At 72.0% G+C, this 21,872-nt stretch carries 14 protein-coding genes; 13 read left to right on the top strand and 1 reads right to left on the bottom strand.

Features of this window, described 5'->3' with window-relative positions; translation table 11 throughout:
- The first annotated feature begins 22 nt into the window (after window positions 1-22).
- The 9 genes from ASF75_RS03655 to ASF75_RS03615 all read left to right on the top strand — a co-directional run bounded on the left by ASF75_RS03655 (window position 23) and on the right by ASF75_RS03615 (window position 16,723).
- Entirely contained in the window at window positions 23-838 is an 816-nt protein-coding gene (locus ASF75_RS03655) for an FHA domain-containing protein (RefSeq protein ID WP_156463760.1), read from the top strand.
- Between the two features lie 3 nt (window positions 839-841).
- A complete protein-coding gene (locus tag ASF75_RS03650) occupies window positions 842-1,663 on the top strand; it encodes a PP2C family protein-serine/threonine phosphatase (protein WP_017885739.1) in 822 nt (273 codons plus the stop codon).
- A gap of 133 nt (window positions 1,664-1,796) precedes the next feature.
- Complete coding sequence (locus ASF75_RS03645) at window positions 1,797-3,209, top strand: serine/threonine-protein kinase (protein WP_031259111.1); 1,413 nt, start codon at window positions 1,797-1,799, stop codon at window positions 3,207-3,209.
- Window positions 3,206-9,067, top strand: coding sequence for an Ig-like domain-containing protein (locus ASF75_RS03640; protein WP_056068823.1), 5,862 nt, complete (start codon window positions 3,206-3,208; stop codon window positions 9,065-9,067). Before ASF75_RS03645 ends, ASF75_RS03640 begins: the two co-directional genes overlap by 4 nt.
- Window positions 9,068-9,128: 61 nt before the next feature.
- A complete protein-coding gene (locus tag ASF75_RS03635) occupies window positions 9,129-10,100 on the top strand; it encodes an AAA family ATPase (protein WP_017885736.1) in 972 nt (323 codons plus the stop codon).
- 98 nt (window positions 10,101-10,198) lie between these two features.
- The gene (locus ASF75_RS03630; RefSeq protein ID WP_056069134.1) at window positions 10,199-11,512 is read left to right on the top strand and encodes a DUF58 domain-containing protein; all 1,314 of its coding nucleotides are present in this window, start codon (window positions 10,199-10,201) and stop codon (window positions 11,510-11,512) included.
- Window positions 11,509-13,986, top strand: a complete 2,478-nt coding sequence (locus tag ASF75_RS03625) for a DUF3488 domain-containing protein (protein WP_056068821.1) — start codon at window positions 11,509-11,511, stop codon at window positions 13,984-13,986. Before ASF75_RS03630 ends, ASF75_RS03625 begins: the two co-directional genes overlap by 4 nt.
- The gene (locus ASF75_RS03620; RefSeq protein ID WP_156463759.1) at window positions 13,983-15,902 is read left to right on the top strand and encodes a zinc-ribbon domain-containing protein; all 1,920 of its coding nucleotides are present in this window, start codon (window positions 13,983-13,985) and stop codon (window positions 15,900-15,902) included. Before ASF75_RS03625 ends, ASF75_RS03620 begins: the two co-directional genes overlap by 4 nt.
- A 65-nt stretch (window positions 15,903-15,967) precedes the next feature.
- Window positions 15,968-16,723 carry a hypothetical protein gene (locus tag ASF75_RS03615; protein ID WP_056068818.1) on the top strand — a complete coding sequence of 252 codons (756 nt, stop codon included), beginning with the start codon at window positions 15,968-15,970 and terminating at the stop codon, window positions 16,721-16,723.
- 48 nt (window positions 16,724-16,771) lie between these two features.
- On the opposite strand, the gene ASF75_RS03610 is transcribed toward ASF75_RS03615, so the two are convergent.
- Complete coding sequence (locus ASF75_RS03610; RefSeq protein WP_056068816.1) at window positions 16,772-17,764, bottom strand: asparaginase; 993 nt, start codon at window positions 17,762-17,764, stop codon at window positions 16,772-16,774.
- A gap of 34 nt (window positions 17,765-17,798) precedes the next feature.
- Here ASF75_RS03610 and ASF75_RS03605 point away from each other — a divergent pair, with 34 nt between their 5' ends.
- The 4 genes from ASF75_RS03605 to ASF75_RS03590 all read left to right on the top strand — a co-directional run bounded on the left by ASF75_RS03605 (window position 17,799) and on the right by ASF75_RS03590 (window position 21,858).
- The gene (locus ASF75_RS03605; protein WP_017885731.1) at window positions 17,799-18,308 is read left to right on the top strand and encodes an OsmC family protein; all 510 of its coding nucleotides are present in this window, start codon (window positions 17,799-17,801) and stop codon (window positions 18,306-18,308) included.
- Window positions 18,309-18,314: 6 nt separating this feature from the next.
- Complete coding sequence (locus tag ASF75_RS03600; RefSeq protein WP_017885730.1) at window positions 18,315-19,286, top strand: FKBP-type peptidyl-prolyl cis-trans isomerase; 972 nt, start codon at window positions 18,315-18,317, stop codon at window positions 19,284-19,286.
- Window positions 19,287-19,288: 2 nt separating this feature from the next.
- Window positions 19,289-20,401, top strand: coding sequence for a 1-deoxy-D-xylulose-5-phosphate reductoisomerase (gene dxr, locus ASF75_RS03595; RefSeq protein WP_056068814.1), 1,113 nt, complete (start codon window positions 19,289-19,291; stop codon window positions 20,399-20,401).
- Window positions 20,402-20,529: 128 nt separating this feature from the next.
- Window positions 20,530-21,858 carry a M50 family metallopeptidase gene (locus ASF75_RS03590; protein WP_017885728.1) on the top strand — a complete coding sequence of 443 codons (1,329 nt, stop codon included), beginning with the start codon at window positions 20,530-20,532 and terminating at the stop codon, window positions 21,856-21,858.
- Window positions 21,859-21,872: the final 14 nt, after the last annotated feature.

Raw genomic sequence — 21,872 nt, 5'->3', positions numbered from 1 at the left:
GGGGTCGACAGGATCGTCTACGGTGGGGGAGACCACACTGGGAGGGCTCCGGTTGCGCGACGACGACATCGAGGACACCGTCATCCGGCGACCCCGACGATCGCCGGGCGATGACCGGACGGCCGACGCCATCGGCGACACGGTCATCCGTGGCGCAGCACCGGGCGGTTCCGGCACCGGAGCGGACCCGGCGTCCGAGTCCGACGACGGGGTCCTCGGCGACACCGTCATCCGGCCCGGACACGACGGCGCCGTCCGAGTGCCGGCGCCGGCTGACGACGCCGATCCGGAGGACACCGTCGTCCGGCTGCCAGCGCGACCGGGCGCCGGGCCGGGCCCGTCCGTGGGTGCTGCCCCGGGCCTCCCGACCGTGCCGTCGGTCCCCGCAGCGCCGACGGCACGCGTGCCGTCCATCCGCATCGGCGACCGCACCTTCCGGCTCGACCACCCGGTGGTCATCGGCCGACGGCCGTCGCTGCCGCGGGTCACCCGCGGTCCACAGCCCGAACTCGTGACCGTGCGGTCGGTGTACGGACAGGTGTCCTCATCGCACGTGCGGATGCACGCCGAGGGCGAGGCCGTCGTCGTGCAGGACCTCCGGTCCACCAACGGGACGGTCGTCCGCCCGGCCGGTGCACCCGCCTACCGCATGGCGTCGGGTGCGTCGATCGTCGCGCTGACGGGTACGGTAGTCGAGATCGGTGACGGCAACGCCATCGAGGTCCTCTCGCCGTACCTCCGGGTCGCACCGACGGCAGAGGGGGCGCCTCCGGTTCTCCCGTGGCCCTCCGATCAGACAGCACACGGCACGCCCCGACCCACCAGAGAGCGATCCTGACACGTGACCGAACTCGGCCGAGCAGCCACTGCGCACGCCATCGACGTCCCCGGTGCCGACGGCGCCACCCTGACGCTCTCGTGGGGAGCCGCGACCGACGTCGGTCGACGGCGTGACCACAACGAGGACAGCTACATCGTCGGTGCGCCGTTCTTCGTCGTCGCCGACGGCATGGGCGGGCACCTGGCAGGCGACCGCGCCAGCGACGCGGTCGTGCGTCGGCTCGAACAGGTCACCGCGGAACCGTTCACCACGCGGCAGGGCATCCAGCGTGCCCTGCTCCTGGCGACGGCCGACATCGAGCGTGCAGCCGGCGGCAACGCCATCGGCGCGGGCACCACGGTCACCGGGATCGCACTCGTGGCGTCGCTCGGGCAGCCCGCGGCGCTCGTGTTCAACGTCGGCGACTCGCGTACCTACCGCATCGAGGACGGCGTGCTCCGTCGCGTCACCGTCGACCACTCGGTGGTGCAGGAGATGGTGGACGCCGGCCTGTTGCGGGCCGAGGACGCCGAACAGCACCCCGACAGCAACGTCATCACGCGAGCCGTCGGCTTCGGTGAGCCGCCGGCGCCGGACTGGTGGACCCTGCCCCTGCGGGCCGGTGACCGCTACATCGTCTGCTCGGACGGGCTGACCAAGGAGCTCGGCGACGCCGGCATCGCCCGGATCGCCGCACGCGAGCCGGGCGCGCAGGACCTGGCGGAGCGCCTGGTCGGCGACGCCGTCGTGGCCGGTGGCCGTGACAACGTCACCGTGGTGGTGCTGCAGGTCGACGCCGCACCGGACGACGGTGACCTCGAGGACACGCTGCCGCGGCACTAGCTGGCCCCCGAACTGGGGGAACACGTCGACCGGTGGGGGACCGACGTGCGGAATGTCGGTCACCCACGCTTCGTACAATGACATGGCCACGTCGAGAGAGCTGGCCGCTCGGCCGGGGGGGGAGGAGAGGACCATGGCGAGACGCCTGCCGTCCAACCCGCCCGTGATCGGCGGTTTCAGTCCCGTGCACGTCCTCGGGTCCGGTGGCTTCGCCGACGTCTTCCTCTACGAGCAGGACATGCCCCGGCGCCAGGTCGCGGTCAAGGTGCTGCTGGACGAGGTCGTCGACGACCGTGTCCGGCAGATGTTCCAGGCCGAGGCGAACCTGATGGCACGGCTGAGCACGCACCCGTCGATCCTCACCGTCCTGCAGGCGAGCGTCGCGGCGGACGGTCGCCCGTACCTCGTGATGGAGCTCTGCTCGTCGTCGCTCAGCGAGCGGTACCGTCGCGAACCGATCCCGGTCTCCGAGGTGCTGTCGATCGGCATCCGCATCGGATCCGCCCTCGAGACCGCACACCGCGAGGGCGTGCTGCACCGCGACATCAAGCCGTCGAACATCCTGCTGACCGCCTACGGCAACCCCGTGCTCTCCGACTTCGGCATCGCCGCGACCATCGGCGGCACCGACCCGGACGAGCCGATCGGCATGTCGATCCCGTGGTCGGCCCCCGAGGTCCTGATCGACGAGTCGCGCGGCACGATCCAGTCCGAGGTGTACTCGCTCGCTGCCACCGTCTACTCGCTCCTGGCGGGGCGCAGCCCGTTCGAGGTCCGTGGCGGCAAGAACGGCGCGAACGACCTGATGCACCGGATCGACAAAGGCGGGGTGAAGCCCACCGGACGCACCGACGTGCCGCCCTCGCTCGAGCGCCTGCTCGCCTCGGCACTGTCGCGCAAGCCGCAGGGGCGCCCGGCGTCGGTGATCGAGCTCGTGCGCGGGTTCCAGCAGGTCGAGGCCGAGCTCGGCATCCCGCAGACGTCCGCCGACGTCGCGGTCGAGGCCTGGGCGATCTCCACACCGACCCCACACGGCGACCGCACGATGATCCGTGAGCTGCAGCCGCCGACCCGTGTCGGTGGCCGCCGCCGGACCCGACGCGCCGTGCAGGGCGGTGTCGTGGCCGGCGGCGGCCACAGCGTCGGCACGGTGCACCGCACCGGTTCCGTGACGCGGAGCCGCCGCCGGAGCCGTTCGACCCTGGTCTGGGCGACCTCCCTCACCGTCGTCGTGGTCGCCGCCCTCGCCGTCGCCACGGTCGTCGTCGTCGGACGACTCGGCGCCGGGGCGATCCCCGTCGTCGCCGAACTCCGCGCCGAGACGTCCCCGCAGTCGGTGTCGTTCAGCTGGACCGACCCGGGCCTGCGCAGCGGCGACACCTACGTCATCTCGTCGAACGGCTCCTCGAGCCAGCAGACCGGCACGACCTTCGTCGTCTCCGGTGACCGGGGCGACGAGGAGTGCATCGCCGTCGCGGTGAACCGGGACGGCAAGACGGGCGCTGCGAGTGCGCAGAAGTGCGCGACGATCGGGAGCGCCGGGTGATCCGCGCCCTCCTCGCGAAGCACCGCTCCGCCGCGGTGACGACGGGCGTCTCGGTGCTCGTCGCCGCCGTCGTCGCGACCACCGCCATCGTGTCCACCGGGTACCACACGCAGCGCGTCGACCTCGGGGACGGCACCGTGTGGGTGCCCTCTGCCGAGTACGGCGCCGTCGGACGGGCGAACACCGGCATCCTGCAGCTCAACACCGCGGTCGAGACGGCCAGCGACGACCTCTCGGTGCTGCAGCGTGGATCCACCGTCTACAGCGTCGACGAGACGAAGGGCACCGTCGCACAGGTCAACGTCGCCGACGCCACCGTCGGTGACGCCATCACCCTGCCGGCGGGGACGCCACATGTCTTCTTCGCCGGTGACACCGCGGTCATCGGCAACGCCGACACGGGCGAGCTCTGGGCCACACCCGCGAGCGACCTCGCCGAGTTCGACGCGTCGGCCAAGGCCGACCTGACCCTCGGCGCCGACACCGTCTTCGACGCCTCCGACGGGCACGTCGCGGTCTACTCCGCGAAGACCGGGACGGCATCGCTCGTCGACGTCGGCACGACACTCACCGTCGACCAACGGTGGAAGGTCAAGATGGACCGCGGCGACGACTTCCAGGTCGCGACGTTCGACGGGCACCTCGCCGTGCTCGACCGCACGAGCGGTGCCCTGTCGGTCGACGGCCGCACCGTCGAGCTCGGTGACCGGGTGGGCTCGTCGCCGGCGCTGCAGCGTTCGTCGGACACGACGGCCCAGGTGACCGTCGCCGGCACAGCGGGCCTGGTCCGGGTCAGCGCCTCCGGTGCCGTGGACGCCACCGCGCTCCAGGTCTCCGGACGCGCCGCCCGGCCCTACGTCGACGGATCGTGCACCTACGCGGCATGGGCGGGCGGACAGGCGATCGACACCTGCGACGGCAACGCGCTGCAGCGGCTGGCGAGCACCGGCGGCACGAGCGAACTGCAGATCCTGCACAACGGCGACACCGTCGTCGCCAACGACCCGACGAGCGGCCGTTCCTGGGCCATCGACCGGAGCGGTCAGCTCATCGACAACTGGGCCGACCTGATCAAGCGGGACGACCAGCAGCAACGGGAGCAGGTCTCCGACGACGACCCCGAGGTCGACAAGGACCAGAAGCCGCCGGTCGCGGTCGACGACGAACTGGGCGCTCGTCCGGGACGCACCACGAGCCTCCCGGTCCTGCTCAACGACTACGACCCGAACGGTGACCCGATCATCGTGAGCAAGGTCGGCACCATCTCGAAGTCCGCCGGCCGCGTCGCGATCGTCGGCGACGGCCAACGCCTGCAGGTGACGCTGTCGTCGCGCGCCACCGGAACCGTGACGTTCCCGTACACGATCACCGACGGCAACGGCGGCTCCGACACCGCGACCGTCCGGGTCACCGTCCGCCCCGACAGCCAGAACGAAGCACCGCGGCAGGTGCGCGACACCTCTGCCGACGTCGTCCAGAACGGGCACGTCGTGACGAACGTCCTCGGCGACTGGGTCGACCCGGACGGCGACCCGGTGTACCTGGAGTCGGCCACGGCGTCGAACGGCGACCGGGTGTCCACCACGCCCGACGGTCTGCTCGACTTCCGGAACGACAGCGGTCGGACCGGCGAACGGTCCGTGCAGCTGGTCGTGAGCGACGGCCGCGCGGACGGCCGGGGCGCCGTGACGGTCCGGGTGGCCAAGCAGGGCACCGTCCCGCTGCGTGCCGATCCGTTCCCCGTGTCCGGCTACGCGGGCAAGGCGTTTACGGTCGAGCCGCTCGACCACGTGCGGGGCGGCAACGGCACCGTGACGCTGACGAGTGTGTCCTCGGCGTCCGGCCTCACCGTCACCCCGAGCTACGACGCCGGCACGTTCCGCGTGCAGGGTGAACGGGCGGGCGACCACCAGCTCGAGTACACGGTGACCGACGGCGTGAAGACGTCGAGCGGCATCGTCCGTGTGACCGTCCTCGCGCCACCGGACGCGTCGACGGCGCCGATCACCACGCCGAAGACGGTGTTCGTCAACACCCTGTCCTCGAAGGACACCGACGTCACCGCGACCGACATCGACCCGGCGGGCGGCGTGCTGCTCGTGACGGCGCTCGACGGCCCCGGACGCGGCAGCGGCGTGCAGGCGAGCATCCTCGACCAGCACACGGTCCGGGTCACCCTCACGGCACCGCTCGACGGACCGGTCTCGTTCGGGTACACCGAGACCAACGGCCTGGCGTCGTCCCCTGGCACGATCACCGTCGTCGAGATCCCGAAGCCCGACCGCATCCAGCCACCGGTCGCCCAACCGGACAGCTCCACGGTGCGTGTGGGCGACGTCGCGAACATCGACGTGCTCGACAACGACACCCAGCCAGAAGGCGAGCCGCTGACGCTGCAGCCCGAGCTGGTGCAGAACGTGCCGGGCGACGGCGGGCTGCTGTTCGTCTCCGGTGACCACCTGCGGTACCTCGCCCCGAAGACGCCGGGCAACTACACCGCCGTCTACCGGGTCGCCGGGCCCGACGGCCAGTACGCCGACGCCGCCGTGTCGATCTCGGTGCGCGAGCGCGACGCCGCCACGAACAACCCGCCGGTCCCGCAGACCGTCACCGCGCGCGTCGTCGCCGGTTCGTCGGTGCGGGTCAGCGTGCCCCTGAACGGGATCGACCCGGACGGCGACTCCGTCCAGCTCGTCGGCGTGGGTTCCAACCCCGACAAGGGATCGGTCACCGACGTGGCCGCGGACGCCCTGACCTACGAGGCCGGCGACTACTCAGCCGGCACCGACGAGTTCACCTACACCGTGGTGGACGCTCTCGGCGCCCGTGCGAGCGGCACCGTGCGCGTCGGCATCGCGCCGCGCGCCGAGCAGGCGTCGAACCCCGTGGCCGAGGCCGACCACGTCACCATCCGGCCGGGCGGCTCGGTCACGGTGCGCGTCCTGCAGAACGACTCCGACCCCGAGGGTGGGCAGCTCACCGTCGCACAGGCGGAGCCCACGGCAGAGGACGTCACCGCGAAGATCCTCCGCAAGCAGCAGATCCGCGTCACGCCCCCGAAGTCGGCGAAGAGCGGTGACTTCGCGGTCCTGTACACCGTCGCGAACACCAGCGGGGGATCGAGCACGGCCTTCCTCACGGTGACCGTCGACCCGGACGCCCAGCCGCTCCGGCCCGAGGTCGACGACACCACCCTCGACCTGCAGGACATCCTGCACCGGCAGAGCGTGACCGTCGACGTGCTCGACAACGTCTTCTTCGCCGAGGGCACCGCGGCCGACCTGCGGGTCGGCGTCGTCCCCGGCTACGGCGACACGGCGAAGCCCACCGACGACGGCCGCATCACCGTGCGGTTGACCGACGACTCGCAGGTGATCCCGTTCTCGGTCGCTCGGATCGACCATCCGGACATCGTGTCCTACGGTTTCATCAACGTGCCGGGCTTCGACGATGCCCTGCCCCAGATCAACCGCAGCGCGGGCGCGGTCACGGTGAAGAGCGAGGCGACCGTCCGCATCCCGCTGCAGGACTTCGTCGTCACCGCGAACGGCAAGACCGCGAAGATCACCGACCGCGGCACGGTCAAGGCCACCCACGCCAACGGGCAGAGCCTCGTGGTGGACTCGTCGACGCTGCAGTTCACGTCGGCGAAGCTCTACTACGGCAGGGCGTCGATCTCGTTCGAGGTCACCGACGGGTCGTCGGCGAACGGCGGCAAGGGACGCGTCGCCACACTCGTGCTGCCGATCACGGTGACGCCCCGGTCGAACCAGCCGCCGGCGTTCACGGGCTCCTCGGTCGAGATGCAGCCGGGGGAGACCCGCAAGATCGACCTCACGAAGCTGACCGACTACCCGTACCCGAAGGACCTGCCGGAACTCCGGTACTCGATCGTCGGGCGGCCCGCAGCGGGGACGACCGCGTCGATCGCGAAGCAGCAGCTCACGATCTCGGTCGCCGACACCGCGAAGAAGAACACGACGGCGTCCGTCGGGATCGGTGTCGCCGACGACGCCAACGCCGGGCGTGCCGGGACGGTCACCGTCGGTGTCGTCGCCTCCACGCGACCGGTGGTGCAGCCCGGCGCCGACCGCTCGGTGACCAAACGCGGGGCGACCACCACCATCGACGTGCTCACGAACGACCAGCCGACCAACCCGTTCCCGGGTGAGCGTCTGCGCGTGGTGAACATCCGCGGACTGTCCGGCGGGCTGCCGAGCGGTGTCACCGTCACCCCGAGCGGTGACCGCACCCGCCTGCAGGTCTCGGTCGCAGCCACCGCGAAGCCCGGCGACGCGCACCTGCAGTACCAGGTGGCGGACGCGACGAACGATCCCGACCGCTACGTCTGGGGCGACGTCACGATCTCGGTGCAGGACGTTCCCGATGCCCCCGGTGCGCCCAGCCGGACCGGCTCCTACGACGGTGGCCAGGCCACCCTCACCTGGTCGACGCCGCAGGGCAACAACTCGCCCATCACCGGCTACCGCGTCGTCGGGACCAACGGTGTCTCGAAGAACTGCGGCACCGCGACGGTGTGCACGCTCACGGGACTCGACCCGAAGGCGTCCTACCGGTTCCAGGTCGTGGCGACCAACGCGATCGGCGACTCGAAGCCCTCGGCCCGCTCGGCCCCGGTGAGCGCGGACTTCGTGCCGGCACCGCCGAAGGGCATCACCGTCACGCCGAGCAAGTCGACGCCGAACCAGCTCGACGTCAAGTGGGGCAAGGTGTCCGCGCCGAACAACGGCAGCGCGGTCGACGACTACATCGTGTCGATCGAGGGCCCGGGCCTGTCGACCACTCGCCACACCGGGACCGCCACGAACACCTCGTTCACCGGTGCCCAGAGTGCTGCCCAGTACAAGGTCACCGTGTCGGCCCGCAACGACGCCGACCGCAACGGCACCGTCGTGCAGTGGAACTCCGCGTCCGCGACCGGCAGCGCTGTCGGGACGCCCGGCAAGCCGACGAACCTGCAGGCGGTCGCCGGAGACCAGGCAGACTCCTCGGGTCGGTCGACCGTGACCGTGACCTGGAGCGCCGGTGATGCCGCGGGCGGCTCGGGGCTCCGCTACGCCGTGTTCCGTTCCGGCAACGTGAACTGCGCTTCGCCTTCCTCGAACTCACTCGGCAGCTCGAGTCCGACGCGCGACTCGGGTGTCGGCGGTGGGTCGACCCGGTACGCGGTGACCGTGACCAACGGCTACTTCTGCAACGTCGAGTACGTCGACGCCGTGACCTACGAACGCCCGTCGGGAACCGGCAGACCCTCGGTTGACGTCGTGCCGGCTGGCACCAACCTCTGGAACGTGAGCGTCACCGCCCCGTCGCGGCCTGCACATCACTACCAGCTCGAGACCGGCGGACAGCCGATCACGCTCCAGCCTGGCCAGACGTGGACGGGCGTGCCCGGGTCCGGCGCCCGCAACGTCTCAGCACCCCTGACCCTCCGCGCATGCGGCGGCCCAGGGAGCAGCTTCTGCACGTCTGATGCTGACTCCTGGACGGGGAACGCCACCGCGTTCGATGCGAACCTGACGGTCACGACCGCCCAGCAAGGACAGGCGATCGCCGTGACGGGCCCCAGCGGCAGTGGGATCACGGTGCGGTACACCGCGTACTGGTACGCGAGCGACGACGGTGACGGATTCCCCACGACATCGAGCTGGGACGCTGGGCAAACTCCTCCCGAACCACCGTTCTTCGCCAAGTCCGTCAAGGTCCGCGCGTACGTCAGCGCGACGGACGGATCCGGTTCGACCCAGGCCGGCGAAGCGACCGAACCGTTCTCGGTCGCAGCCGCCCCGGAACCTCCGCCAGAGCAACCGGCCCCGGAACCCGCCCCCGGCGGCTGACCCCCGCCGCCCCGACCAGCCCTCTGCCGCACCTCCCGCCACGACCGAAGGACCATCCCGCATGAGCATGACCCCGGAGCAGGCCACCTGGTTCGCCGACGTCGCAGGCCGCATCGTGACCAACGTCGAGCAGGTGCTCCTCGGGAAGACGTTCGTGATCCGCCTCGCGGTCACGGCGATGCTGAGCGAGGGACACCTGCTCCTCGAGGACGTCCCCGGCACGGGCAAGACGAGCCTGGCCCGGGCGATGGCGCAGAGCGTGCAGGGCACCACGAACCGCATCCAGTTCACCCCCGACCTGCTGCCGGGTGACATCACCGGCATCAGCGTCTACGACCAGCGGACGCAGGAGTTCGACTTCCACCGCGGGCCGGTCTTCGCGAACATCGTGCTCGCCGACGAGATCAACCGTGCCAGCCCGAAGACCCAGTCCGCGCTGCTCGAGGCGATGGAGGAGTCCGCGATCACGGTGGACGGCGTCAACCACCGTCTCGCTGCACCGTTCATGGTCATCGCGACCCAGAACCCGATCGAGCAGGCCGGCACGTACCGCCTGCCCGAGGCGCAGCTCGACCGCTTCCTGATGAAGACGTCGATCGGCTACCCGGACCACGCCGCGACGGTGAAGATCCTGGAGACCTCGTCGGCTCCCTCGGCGTCGGTCCCGCTGGCGAGCGTCGTGCCCGCCGCGACCATCACCGAGATGGCGGCCCTGGCGCGCACCGTGCACGTCGACGCCGTGATCGCCGACTACGTCGCCCGCCTGGTCGACGCGACCCGCTCGGCGAGCGAGGTCCGACTCGGCGTCAGCGTCCGCGGTGCGATGGGCCTGATCCGTGCGTCCCGCGTCTTCGCGGCGCTGAGCGGCCGGCACTACGTCACCCCGGACGACGTGAAGGCGCTTGCGGTCCCCGTCCTCGCACACCGCCTGGTGCTCGACGCCGAGGCCGAGTTCGACGGCGTCAGCGCACCGAGCGTCATCGCACAGCTGCTGGTGGAGACCCCGCCGCCCGCCGACCGAGTCACGACGTGACGGACCGCCGGTCCGTCTCCACGCGCTCGCGCCGTCCGTCCTCGACGCGGTCGCGTCGTGGCACGACGGCGTACGAGCGCACGGGGACCGTCACCGGCATGACCAACGTCCGGACGCGCATCGTCGGTGACCGCGACGGCGTCGCAGCGGATGCGGTGATCGGGATCGTCCGGCTCTGGGCAACGGCCTGGAGGCTCGTCCTGCGTCTCTGGGGCGAGGTGTCGTCCGTCGTCACCGGGCTCGGGTGGACGGTCGCCGCGCTGACGCTCGTCGCGTTCGTGGCCGGCTACCGGTTCGGCCTGCGGGAGATCGTCGTCGTCGGGTTCGCCGGTGCGGTGCTCGCGGTCGTCGCCGCGGTGGCGCTGATCGGCCGGTCGCGGCTCGCGATCCGGATGCGGTTGCCGCAGCACCGCGTCGCGGTCGGCGACGAGGCCGGTGTGATCGTCACGGCCGAGAACCCCACACGGTTGCCGTCGGTGCCGACGACCGTCGAGGTGCCGGTCGGATCGGGCCTCGTGGACGTGGCGATCCCCGCCATCGGGCCGCAGGGCACGTTCGAGCGGCAGGTTCCCGTCCCCACGCTCCGCCGCGGGGTGCTCGACGTCGGTCCCGTGACCGGGGTCCGCGCCGACCCGGTCGGGCTCGTCCGCCGCGAGGTCGTCTGGACCGCCCGCGAGCAGGTCATCGTGCACCCGCGCACGATCGCGATCCCGTCGACGAGCACGGGCCTGGTGCGCGACCTCGAGGGGCAGGCGACGACCGACCTGTCGCCGTCGGACATCGCCTTCCACGCGATCCGCGAGTACATGCCCGGTGACGACCCCCGCACCATCCACTGGAAGTCGACCGCCAAGTCCGGCGCGCTCATGGTCCGGCAGTTCGAGGACACCCGACGCTCGCACCTCGTGGTCGCGCTCGGCATCGCCCGCGGCGAGTTCGCCGACGACGAGGAGTTCGAGCTCGCGGTGAGCGCCGCGGCGTCGCTCGGTGCCCGGGCGATCCGCGACGGCCGTGAGGTCTCGGTCGTGGTGTCGCAGCGCACCCCGGAGTTCGCCAAGCGCGCCGTCTACGCCGTGCGGACGCTCCCGACCGTGACGCCCACGCGCCTGCTCGACGACTTCGCCTCGGTCGGCCTCGCCGACGCCTGCCTGCCCATCGCCGAGGTCTCGCGGATCGTCGGCAGCGACACCGAGGGCATCTCCGTCGCGTTCCTCGTGGTGGGGTCCACCGTCGGCCTGCCCGCCCTGCGGCTCGCCGCAACCCGGTTCCCCGTCGGGGTGGAGGTCGTCGCGGTGATCTGCGAGCCCGAGGCCCAGCCCCGGTTCCTGCGGGTCGCCGGCTTGACCGTGATGACCATCGGCTACCTGGACGACCTCCGGCACGCCCTGCACCGATCGGCGTCGGCAGCGTGAGCGCCGCACCCGTGACCACCCCGGCACCCTCGGCGGACCGGGCGAGGCGTTCGACGCGACGGTCGGACCGTCGCGATGCCCGACGACTCGTCCCGTTCCGGCTCGCCGGCGGCACCCTGGCGGTCTGGCTGCTGCTGGCCGTCGCGAGCACGTCGTGGTGGCCGGTGTACCGCGACCCAGCGATGCTCACCGCGGCGGTCACCGCGATCGTCATCGGGACGGTCGTCGCGCTCCTCGGCACCCTGTTCCGGCTGCCGACGGCCGTCGTGGCGATCGCGACGGTCGCCGCCTTCACGGTGAGCGGTGTCCCCGCCGCCGTGCCGAGTCAGGCCAACGGCCTGCTGCCCACCGGGCGCGGATTCCTCGACCTCTTCGCGGGCGTCGCCCTCGGCTGGAAGCAGCTGGTGACCATCAGCCTGCCCGTGGGGTCGTACGAAGCGTTGCTCGTGCCGTACTTCGTGACGCTGCTCGTCGCCACGGTGATCGCTGTGAGCGTGGCGACCCGCGCCTCCAGGCAGGAACTCGCGAGCATCCCGGCACTCGTGCTCTTCGCGGTGGGCGTGGTCGTCGGGCCGAGCCGGCTCGACACGTCGATCGTGACGGCCGTCGTCCTGGTCGGCATCGCGCTCGTCTGGGCGCTGACGGTGCGGCACGCGCGTCGCGCGGTCGCGGTGGCCACCACCATCGGTTCCCGTGTGCCGGTCGCGCGGTCGATCGTCCGTCCGGCGCTCGTCGGCACGGGGACCATCGTGGCCGCGGCGGTCGTGGCGACCGGTCTCGGCCTGGTCGCTCCGCCGTCCGGGGACCGCACGGTCGCGCGCACCGACGTCGTGAAGCCGTTCGACCCCCGCGACTACGTCAGTCCGCTCAGCGGGTTCCGTGCCTACGAGGAGTCGACGGCATCGGACGCCACCCAGCTCCGGGTGACCGGTCTGCCGAAGGACGGGTTCGTCCGCATCGCGACGCTCGACACGTACGACGGCGTGGTCTACCGCGTCGGCGGGTCCGACGGTTCGGCCGGCTCGGGCACCTTCGAACGGGTGCCGACCGCGGTCGACGTCCGGGGTGTCCGGGGCACCACGGTCGACGTCGGGGTGACCGTCGACGGCTACCGCGGTGTCTGGTTGCCCACCGTCGGCGACCTGGAACGTGTGCAGTTCACCGGGAAGGACGCCGACGACGAGCGCGGCGCGTTCTTCTACAACGGGTCGACCAGCACCGGCGCGGTGGTGGGCGGCGTCGGCGACGGCACCTCCTACGACCTCACCGCGGTGCTGCCCGACCAGCCGACCGAACGGCAGCTCGCCACCGCCCGGCCGGGGAGCGCTGCCGTGCCCACCGCGCGGGACGTCCCCGACGCCGTCCGCGACACCGTGGAGTCGACCACGAAGGACGTGTCGGCGCCCGGGGCGAAGCTCCTCGCCGCGCTGCAGGCGATGCAGCGGAACGGGTACGTCAGCCACGGTGTCGGTGACGACCGGAAGAGCCGGTCGGGCCACGGCGCCGACCGGGTCCAGGAGCTCCTGACCGCACCCCTGATGATCGGCGACCAGGAGCAGTACGCCGCGGCCGCCGCACTCATGGCGGACGAGATCGGGTTCCCCGCACGGGTCGTGATGGGCTTCACCGCCGGGGGAGACTCGGGCCGGAACGGCACCGCACAGCGCGGGGGGACGACGACCTTCCGCGGGTCCGACGTGACGGCCCGCATCGAGGTGGACACCGCGCAGTGGGGATGGGTGATGCTCAACCCGAACCCCGAGGTGCGCGACATCCCGAACGAGCAGCAGCAGACCCCGCAGCCGGTGACCCGGCCGGAGACCGTCGTGCCGCCGCCTCCGGTGGACCAGCAGGACCAGGACCAGCAGGCGCCTCCGGAGAGCGACCGGAACACGCCGCCGGTGCAGCCGCTCTGGCTCCAGATCCTGCTCGCGGTGCTGCCCTGGGCACTCGGGACCCTCGGCGTGGTCGCACTCGTGCTCCTGCCGTTCGCCGTGATCGTGCTGCTGAAGCGACTGCGACGGCGCCGACGGCGGAACGCCGCCTCGCCGCGGGGCCGCATCGTCGGTGCCTGGGACGAGTACCGTGACCAGCTGCTCGACCGTGGGCACGACGTGCGGCGTTCCGCCACTCGTCGTGAAGCCGTCGTCGGCGCACCCGGCGAGGGCGGTACCGGACTCGCTGCGCTGGCCGACCGCGCGGTGTTCGGACCGAGCGACCCCGACCAGACCACCGCCGACCGCATGTGGTCCGCGACCGACGACGCGATCGGCTCGTTGCGCCGCGACCGCACCCGCCGGGAGCGGTTCCGCACGGCGGTCTCGCTCCGGTCCCTGCGGGGAACGCTGCGGCGTCCGACGGCGCGGGCTCGTCGGGGGACCGGCGGCCAGGGTGCACCGGGGCGCGGCGACTACGATGTCCAGAGGCCGGACGAGCGTCGTGGTCGGCCGAGTGAGGACAGAGGCACCACGTGATCAGATGCGAACACTGCGGATCGATGCTCCCGGACGGGGCGATCTTCTGCGGTGAGTGCGGCCGCGCGGTCACCGCTGCGGCGAGCCGTCGCCCGGTCGCGCCGACCCCCGTCGAGCAGGCACCGCCGCCGCCGTTGCAGCAGCCCGACGCGCACGGCCGACGATCCGACCCCGCCTCCGACGCCTGGTTGCCCGAATCCACGCTCGACCCCGCGACCCGTGCCTGGCTCACCGGTGCCGACCGCCGCGGCGAGGAACCGCCGGCCCCCGTGCCGGTGCAGCGTCCCGATGACCTCGCCCCACGACAGGCGCCCTCGCACGTGCACGGTGCCGGGTCGGGGCTCGACGACTGGTCGGGTGCGGCGGACCGGTCAGCGGCCGAGCCGGTCCTGGACCCCGACGCCTACGCGTCCGACCCGCTCGACGCCGACGACCCCGAGCGGACCCGGATCGCCCCGGCACCCGGTCGACCCGCGACACCCGCGGCGCCGGCGAACGACGCCGATGCGCCCACCGTGCAACAGCCGGTGCCGTCTCCGCCAGCCGCTCCCGTCGCTCCCGTCGCGCCTGTCGCGCCCGAGCCCTCGCTGCCCGTCTGGGCACCGCCAGCCGACTCCGCACCGCAGGCAGCACCCGCCGGTCCGTCCTGGTGGGTGGGCCGGGGCGCACCTGCCGCCGCCGAGTCACCCGCCGAGCCGGTCGTCCCGCCCATGCCAGGAGCACCGTCCGAACCGGTCGCCGAGCAGGACGCTCCGGCTTCCGCGCGTGCGTCCGAGGCGCCGGTCGTTTCCGCGCCGGAGCCAGACCACCTGACCGTCGCTGCCTCGGAGACCGCTGCCGACGACGACCAGTCGCCCGTCGTGTCGCCCCCGCAGCCCGGGGACACCGCCGTGGTCGAACCGCTGATCGACCGCCGTCCGCCGCGTCCGGCCCCGCTCGTCACACCGGGCATGCACGAGACGACCATCTGCCACGTCTGCGGCAACCGGCTCGAGCCGGACGACATCTTCTGCGGTGAGTGCGGGGCGGTCCGGCCCGCCGTGACCGCGGCCTTCACCGGCCCGGTCATGCCGTTGCCGATGACCCGGCCCGACTGGGCAGCGGACGACACCGCCGGCACCGAGACGTCCGAGGCGAGCACCGCCACGAACCAGGACGACGGGCACGACAGCAGTGCGGACGAGCCCGCGGACCCAGACGGGTCCGCCGACGTCGCCGCACTCGACGAGCCGGATGACGAGATCCAGGCGGACGACGAGTCCGTCCCCGCCGACGTGGAGCAGTCGAGTCCGGGCGGACGCCCCCGCGGGGCGCACGCTGCACCGGAGACCGAATCGGAGACACCGCGCGGGGCGCCTTTCGTCGCGGATTCGCCGATCCCACCCGTGCCGGGTTCCGTCGCCGCGCCGTCCTCGGCGCCGTCCACCACGACCACGGGCGCACCGCTCGGTGCGCCCCTGCCCCCGATCCCGGGCGTGACCGGACCGGCGCTGCCCCTGCAACCTGCTGACCGGCCGGACTCGAACGCCGGAGTCGACGACCTCGACGAGGACGTCGACGAGACCCGCATCGTCGCGAAGACCCCGACCCGGGCTCCGTTCGTGCTGCACTTCAGCACGGGTGAGCGACTCGGCGTGCACGGCACCGGGCTCCTCGGTCGACTGCCCCGACCGCAGCCGGGGGAGCGCTACGACGACCTGCTGACCGTGCACGATCCGGGCAAGTCCGTGTCGAAGACCCACCTCGAGCTCGGCCGGGACGGCGATGACCTGTGGGTCTCGGACCGGTTCTCCGGCAACGGCACGGTCGTCCGGCACATCGACGGATCCATCCGCCGCTGCGAGCCCGGTCGCCGGTACCGCGTCGAGCGGGGCGCGCGCGTCGACATCGGTGAGCAGTTCTTCCTGGTGCAGTAGGGCACTTCTCCACAGATCCGCTCCCGGGCCAACGCCGGGCACCCGGTTCCTGGTGCGATGGGGACATGTCCCGGTTCACCGCTCGCTGCGTGGTCGTGGGGGCCGCGGTCGCGCTCGTCGTGGTCGGCGTCCTCGCGCCGCTCAGCGGCGTCGGGCACGGTGTCCTGCTCGGCGCAGGCGCGTGCTGCGCACTGGTCGACGTGGTGCTCCACCGTTCCGCGTCGGCGCTCCCGGCGGACCGTCCGGTCGTGGTCGTCGCGCCGTCGATCCCCGACCGGGTCGGTGCTCCGGGCACACCTCCTGACACGTCGGAACGCCTCCACGTGCTGCAACCGCCGGCGGCCCTCGTCCCCGACGCCGATGGTGGGTCACCCACACTCGTCCTCGGACACGGTCCCGGCGATCACGTGGTCCGGGTCGATGCGGCGTCACACGTCGCGGTCGTCGGGACCGGGGCACTGGCTCTCGCGGTGTTCCGCGGGCTCGCCGAGCAGCTCCGTGCCGCTGCCGTCCACGACGGGGACGACCTGCGGTGGGCCGTCGCGCCCGGACTCCTGGACGCCGGGGGACCGACCAGCGACGAGCCCTCGCTGCGCACCCTGCCGCGGGGCACCTCGGTCGCGGTGTGGATGGACGAGGGCGGCCGACCGCTCGGCACCGTGGTGCTCGTGGCCGGACTCGGATCGGTGCCCCGACACCGGGACGTCACGGTCGAGGTCACGCGGTACGGCTGTTCCGTCCGCCGATCCGACGACCACGACGTCGTCCGGGTCGCCCCGGCGCTCCCGCTGCTCGACCTCGACCCCGTCGGCACCGGCTGAGGAAGCGCGCCGCACGAGGGCCGCCGATCGATCGGCGACGACCGAGCATCAGCGCAGCCCGGCGCCCGCGCGCACCGTCCCGACGGGCACGCCGCCACCGAGGACCCGCTCACCGGTCGCCTCGAGCACGTCGGCCACCCCGTCGGCCGCGACGAGCCCGTTGCGCTCGAGCAGGGCCAGGGCTGCCAGGGTGCCGGCCCGTTGCGAGCCGTCGAGCACCTTCACCGCGACCGCCGCACCGCCGGGCAACCCCATGACCATGACGCCCTCGGCACCGAACTTCGCCAGCACCTGCAGCCGCTCGATGGTCACCGTGTTCGCACGTCCGACGCCGTCGATCGCCCACGGGTGGGCCAGGACCGCGTCGGTCAGGGCGGCGGAGTCGTCGTCGGCCCGTGCCACGACCCCGGCGAACCCGCGCGCGAGCCCGGTCAGGCTCAGCGGGAACACGGGAGCGCCGCAGCCGTCCGTGCCGACCAGGTCGACGGACTCGTACGTGTACTCCTCGACCACGGAACGCACCCGCTGCTGCAACGGGTGCTCCGTGTCCAGGTACGTGGCTTCGTCCCACCCGTTCACCCGGCAGGCGGCGAGCATGCCGGCGTGCTTGCCGGAGCAGTTCATGGCCAGTCGGCGGGGGCCGTCCATCGTGCGGGCGGTCCCGCGGTCGAAGGGCATGTCCGGCGGGCAACCGAGGTCGGCCTCGACGTGGTCGAAGGACTCGAGCATGTGCAGGGCGAGCGCCTGGTGCGCGGCGGTGCCGGCGTGGCTCGCGGTGGTGAGGACGAGCTCCTCGTCGGAGAACAGCGCACCGGCTCGTCGGACCGCCAGCGCCTGGAACGGCTTCATGGTGGAACGCGGGTAGATGCTCGCGGTCACGTCGCCGACGGAGTCGATCACCGTGCCGGTCGCGTCGACGACGACGCCGGCGCCGACGTGTCGGCTCTCGTCGAACCCTGAGCGTTCGAGCACCGCCAACTCGACGGAACCGTCGGCGGTGAGAGGATGGCGATCACTGCGGACTTCGGGGCTCACCGTCATGCCGCCATGCTAGCCAAGGCGAAGGGGCGCACCCGTGCACGACCACTCCTACGAGGTCTCCGTCAGCTGGACCGGCGACCGCGGGACCGGCACCTCCGGGTACCGCGACTACGGCCGCGAACACGTCGTCTCGGCCACCGGCAAGCCCGACGTCCCCGGCTCCGCCGACCCGACGTTCCGCGGGGACCGAGATCGCTGGAACCCCGAGGAGATGGTGGTCGCGGCACTGGCCCAGTGCCACATGCTCAGCTACCTGCACGTCGCGGTCACGAAGGGCTTCACCGTCGTCGACTACCGGGACACCGCGACCGCGTCGCTCCGCCTGAACCGCGACGGGTCGGGCGAGCTGACCGAGGCGACCCTGCACCCGGTGGTCACGATCCTCGAGGCCGACCGGGTGGCGGACGCCGAGGCCGCGCACACCACGGCCAACGAGCTCTGCTTCATCGCGCGGTCGGTGGCGTTCCCGGTGCACCACGAGCCGCAGCTGGTCGTCCGACCTGCGTCATTGGCAGGGGACTCTTCGGCTGGTGGGGCAGACTAGGTTCCCGTGAAGCGTCTCCGCCTGCTCCCGATCGCCATCGTCCCCGCCGTCGTGCTGGGACTCGCCGCCTGCTCCGGCTCCGGTTCGAGCGGGCCCTCGGCCTCGCCGACCCCGTCGGCCAGTGCCACGGCCTCGGCGATCACCTCGTGCCCCGACCCCGGCAAGTCGTCCGACTCGATCAAGGCGACCGGGGCGTTCGGGGGAGCGCAGGCGCCGACCGTGAAGTTCGCGTCCGGTCTGTCCGCCAAGACCCCGCAGGCCACCCGGCTCGTGCAGGGCAAGGGCGCGTCCCTCGACGAGGGCGACTACGCGCAGGTCTCCTACAGCGTGTACGAGGCGTCCGACGCCAAGAAGCTCGGCACCGTCGGCTTCGACGAGGGCAACCCGCAGGTGCTCTCCGTCGGTGGCAAGGGCTTCGGCGCGCTCCTGGCCTGCTCGAAGGTCGGCGACCGGATCGCCGCGGTCGGACAGTCCTCCGCACTCGGCTTCAACACCGGCGGCGAGATCGTCGTGGTCGCCGACGTCGTCGCGCAGACCCCGACCAAGGCGAACGGCACCCCGCAGGACCAGGACCCGGGACTGCCCACGGTCAAGGACAAGGCTTCCGGTGAGCCGGAGATCACGGTCCCGAAGGGCGTGAAGGCACCCACGAAGACCACGGTCGAGGTGCTGAAGCAGGGCGACGGCGCCGCGATCGCCGACGGCGACACCGCGCTCGTGCAGTACAAGGGCGTCGTCTACGACACCGGCAAGGAGTTCGACTCCTCGTGGTCGAAGGGCGTCCCCACCACCTTCACCGTCTCGGAGAGCGCGCTCATCAAGGGCTTCGTCACCGGGCTCGTCGGCCAGAAGGTCGGCTCGCAGGTGCTCATCGTCGCTACGCCGGAGGACGCCTACGGCGCCAACCCGCGGGAGGGCTCGGGCATCCCGAAGAACGCCACGCTCGTCTTCGTCGTCGACATCCTCGCCAAGGGCTGACCGTGACGGACGACCGCGTCGGCAGCGCCGGTCCGGAGCGTCGGCGCATCGTCGTCCTCGGCAGCACCGGCTCGATCGGCACCCAGGCGCTCGACGTCGTCGCCCGCAACCCCGACCGGTTCGAGGTCGTCGGGCTCACTGCCGGCAGCAACCGTGCACTGGTCGCCGAGCAGGCCGCCCGGTTCGGCGTCCGCGACACGGCGTTCGGTGCGGCCGACTCGGAGCAGCTCGTCCGCAGCGTCGAGGCCGACGTCGTCCTGAACGGCATCACGGGCTCCGTCGGCCTCGGTCCGACGCTCGCGGCGCTCGAGAGCGGTGCCACACTGGCCCTCGCCAACAAGGAGAGCCTGATCGTCGGCGGCTCGCTCGTGCAGCAGGCCGCGTCGCCCGGGCAGATCGTGCCCGTCGACAGCGAGCACTCCGCGATCGCGCAGGCGCTCCGTTCCGGCGCCGACACCGAGGTGCAGCGGCTCGTCCTCACCGCGAGCGGCGGTCCCTTCCGCGGGCGCACCCGTGAGCAGCTCCGCGACGTCACCCCCGCCCAGACGCTGGCGCACCCCACCTGGGACATGGGACTCGTCGTCACGACGAACTCCGCGACCCTGGTGAACAAGGGGCTCGAGGTCATCGAGGCGCACCTGCTCTTCGGCGTGCCGTACGACCGCATCGACGTCACCGTGCACGCGCAGTCGATCGTGCACTCGATGGTCGAGTTCGTCGACGGCTCCACCATCGCCCAGGCATCGCCGCCGGACATGCGGCTGCCGATCGCGCTCGGCCTGGCCTGGCCGGACCGCGTGCCCGGCGTCGGCGTCCCGCTCGACTGGACGACCGCGAGCACGTGGACGTTCGAGCCCCTCGACCAGGACGCCTTCGGAGCCGTTGCCCTCGCGAAGCGGGTGGGCGAACTGGGGGGGACGTTCCCGGCCGTGTTCAACGCCGCGAACGAGCAGGCCGTCGCCGCGTTCCACGCCGGCGCGATCGGTTTCCTGGACATCGTCGACACGGTCGAGCGCGTCGTCGAGGAGCACACCGCGGGGGAGCCGTCACTCGACGGCGTGCTCGCTGCGGAGCAGTGGGCGCGCACCGCTGCGGACCGCGCACTGACCCGCTGACGCGGGTCGCGCCTCCCGTCCGACGCGGAGGCGGCAGACCGCGGACGTGACGCACCGGCCTGGAGGCCCAGCTCGCCTCGCAGACGGCGCTCGGCTCCGTCATGGAATCAGTCCCGTACTCTTTCCCGGTGACCGTCGAATCCGTCCTGCTCTTCGTCCTCGGCGTGGTCGTCTTCATCATCGGCCTGCTGGTCTCGATCGGACTCCACGAGCTGGGGCACCTGTCCTTCGCGAAGCTCTTCAACGTCAAGGTGACGCAGTACTCGCTGGGCTTCGGCAAGGCGATGTGGTCGTTCAAGCGGGGTGAGACCGAGTACGGCATCCGCCCGATCCTGCTGGGCGGGTACATCTCGATGGTGGGCATGCTCAAGCCGCGCGCTTCGGGCCGCGAGATCACGAACACGGGGATGTACAGCGCGTTCGTCCAGGACGCCCGTCAAGCCAGCGCCGAGCAGATCGCGGACTCCGGCGGCGACGACTCCCGCGCCTTCTACCGCCTGACGCCGTGGAAGCGGATCATCGTGATGGTCGCAGGCCCGGCGATGAACCTGGTGATCGGCATCGTGCTGTTCGGCGTGCTGCTGTGCGGGTTCGGGGCACCGACCACGACCTTCACGTCGAGTGTCGGCTGCGTCCTGCCGAACAGCCGGACGACCGAGTGTTCGCCCGGCGACGCCGTGTCCCCGGCGAAGCAGGCCGGCATCGCCTCCGGCGACGTCGTGCTCTCGGTGAACGGCGAGCAGGACCCCACGATCACGCGCGTCTCCCAGGTCTTCCAGGAGTCCGCGGGTGAGCAGGTCACCGTGGTCGTCGACCGCGACGGCGCGCGGAAGACGCTCGAGATCACCCCGACGACCGCCACCCGTGACGTCTACGACGCCGAGGGGAAGGTCGTCAAGAACGACGACGGCACCACGAAGACCCAGCGCGTCGGCGTGGTCGGCGTCAGCATCGGTCAGTCCTTGGTGCGGCAGTCCCCGGCCGCGGTCCTGCCCGCGACGGGCGCCCAGATCGCCGCGTCGGCGCACCTGATCATCGACCTGCCGCAGCGTCTGGTCGCGGTGTGGAACGCCGCGTTCGGTGCGCAGGAGCGGTCGCAGGACAGCCCCGTGTCGGTGGTCGGTGTCGGTCGTGCGATCGGGGAGGTCTCGTCGATGAGCGGTGTCCCTGTGGTCGACAAGGCGTACACGATCCTCGGGCTGCTGGCCTCGCTCAACATCGGCCTGTTCGTGCTCAACATGGTGCCGCTGCTGCCGCTCGACGGCGGGCACATCGCGGGCGCGCTGTGGGAAGCGATCAAACGACGGTCGTTCAAGCTCGTCGGCAAGGCCGACCCGGGGCCCATCGACCTGGCGAAGACGATGCCGCTGACGATGGTCGTCGTGGTGCTGCTGGCGGGCATGAGCGCGCTGCTCATCTACGCCGACATCGTCCGACCTGTGAACCTGTTCGGGTAGCGCTCGGAGCCACT

Source organism: Curtobacterium sp. Leaf154 (assembly GCF_001424595.1).
GTDB lineage: Bacteria > Actinomycetota > Actinomycetes > Actinomycetales > Microbacteriaceae > Curtobacterium > Curtobacterium poinsettiae.
This window is presented reverse-complemented; position numbering and strand designations above follow the sequence as displayed.

Coding starts and splice junctions, on each gene's coding strand:
- ASF75_RS03645 (WP_031259111.1), top strand. CDS start 1,797: ATGGCGAGACGCCTGCCGTCCAACCCGCCCGTGATCGGCGGTTTCAGT.
- ASF75_RS03635 (WP_017885736.1), top strand. CDS start 9,129: ATGAGCATGACCCCGGAGCAGGCCACCTGGTTCGCCGACGTCGCAGGC.
- ASF75_RS03630 (WP_056069134.1), top strand. CDS start 10,199: ATGACCAACGTCCGGACGCGCATCGTCGGTGACCGCGACGGCGTCGCA.
- ASF75_RS03615 (WP_056068818.1), top strand. CDS start 15,968: ATGTCCCGGTTCACCGCTCGCTGCGTGGTCGTGGGGGCCGCGGTCGCG.
- ASF75_RS03610 (WP_056068816.1), bottom strand. CDS start 17,764: ATGACGGTGAGCCCCGAAGTCCGCAGTGATCGCCATCCTCTCACCGCC.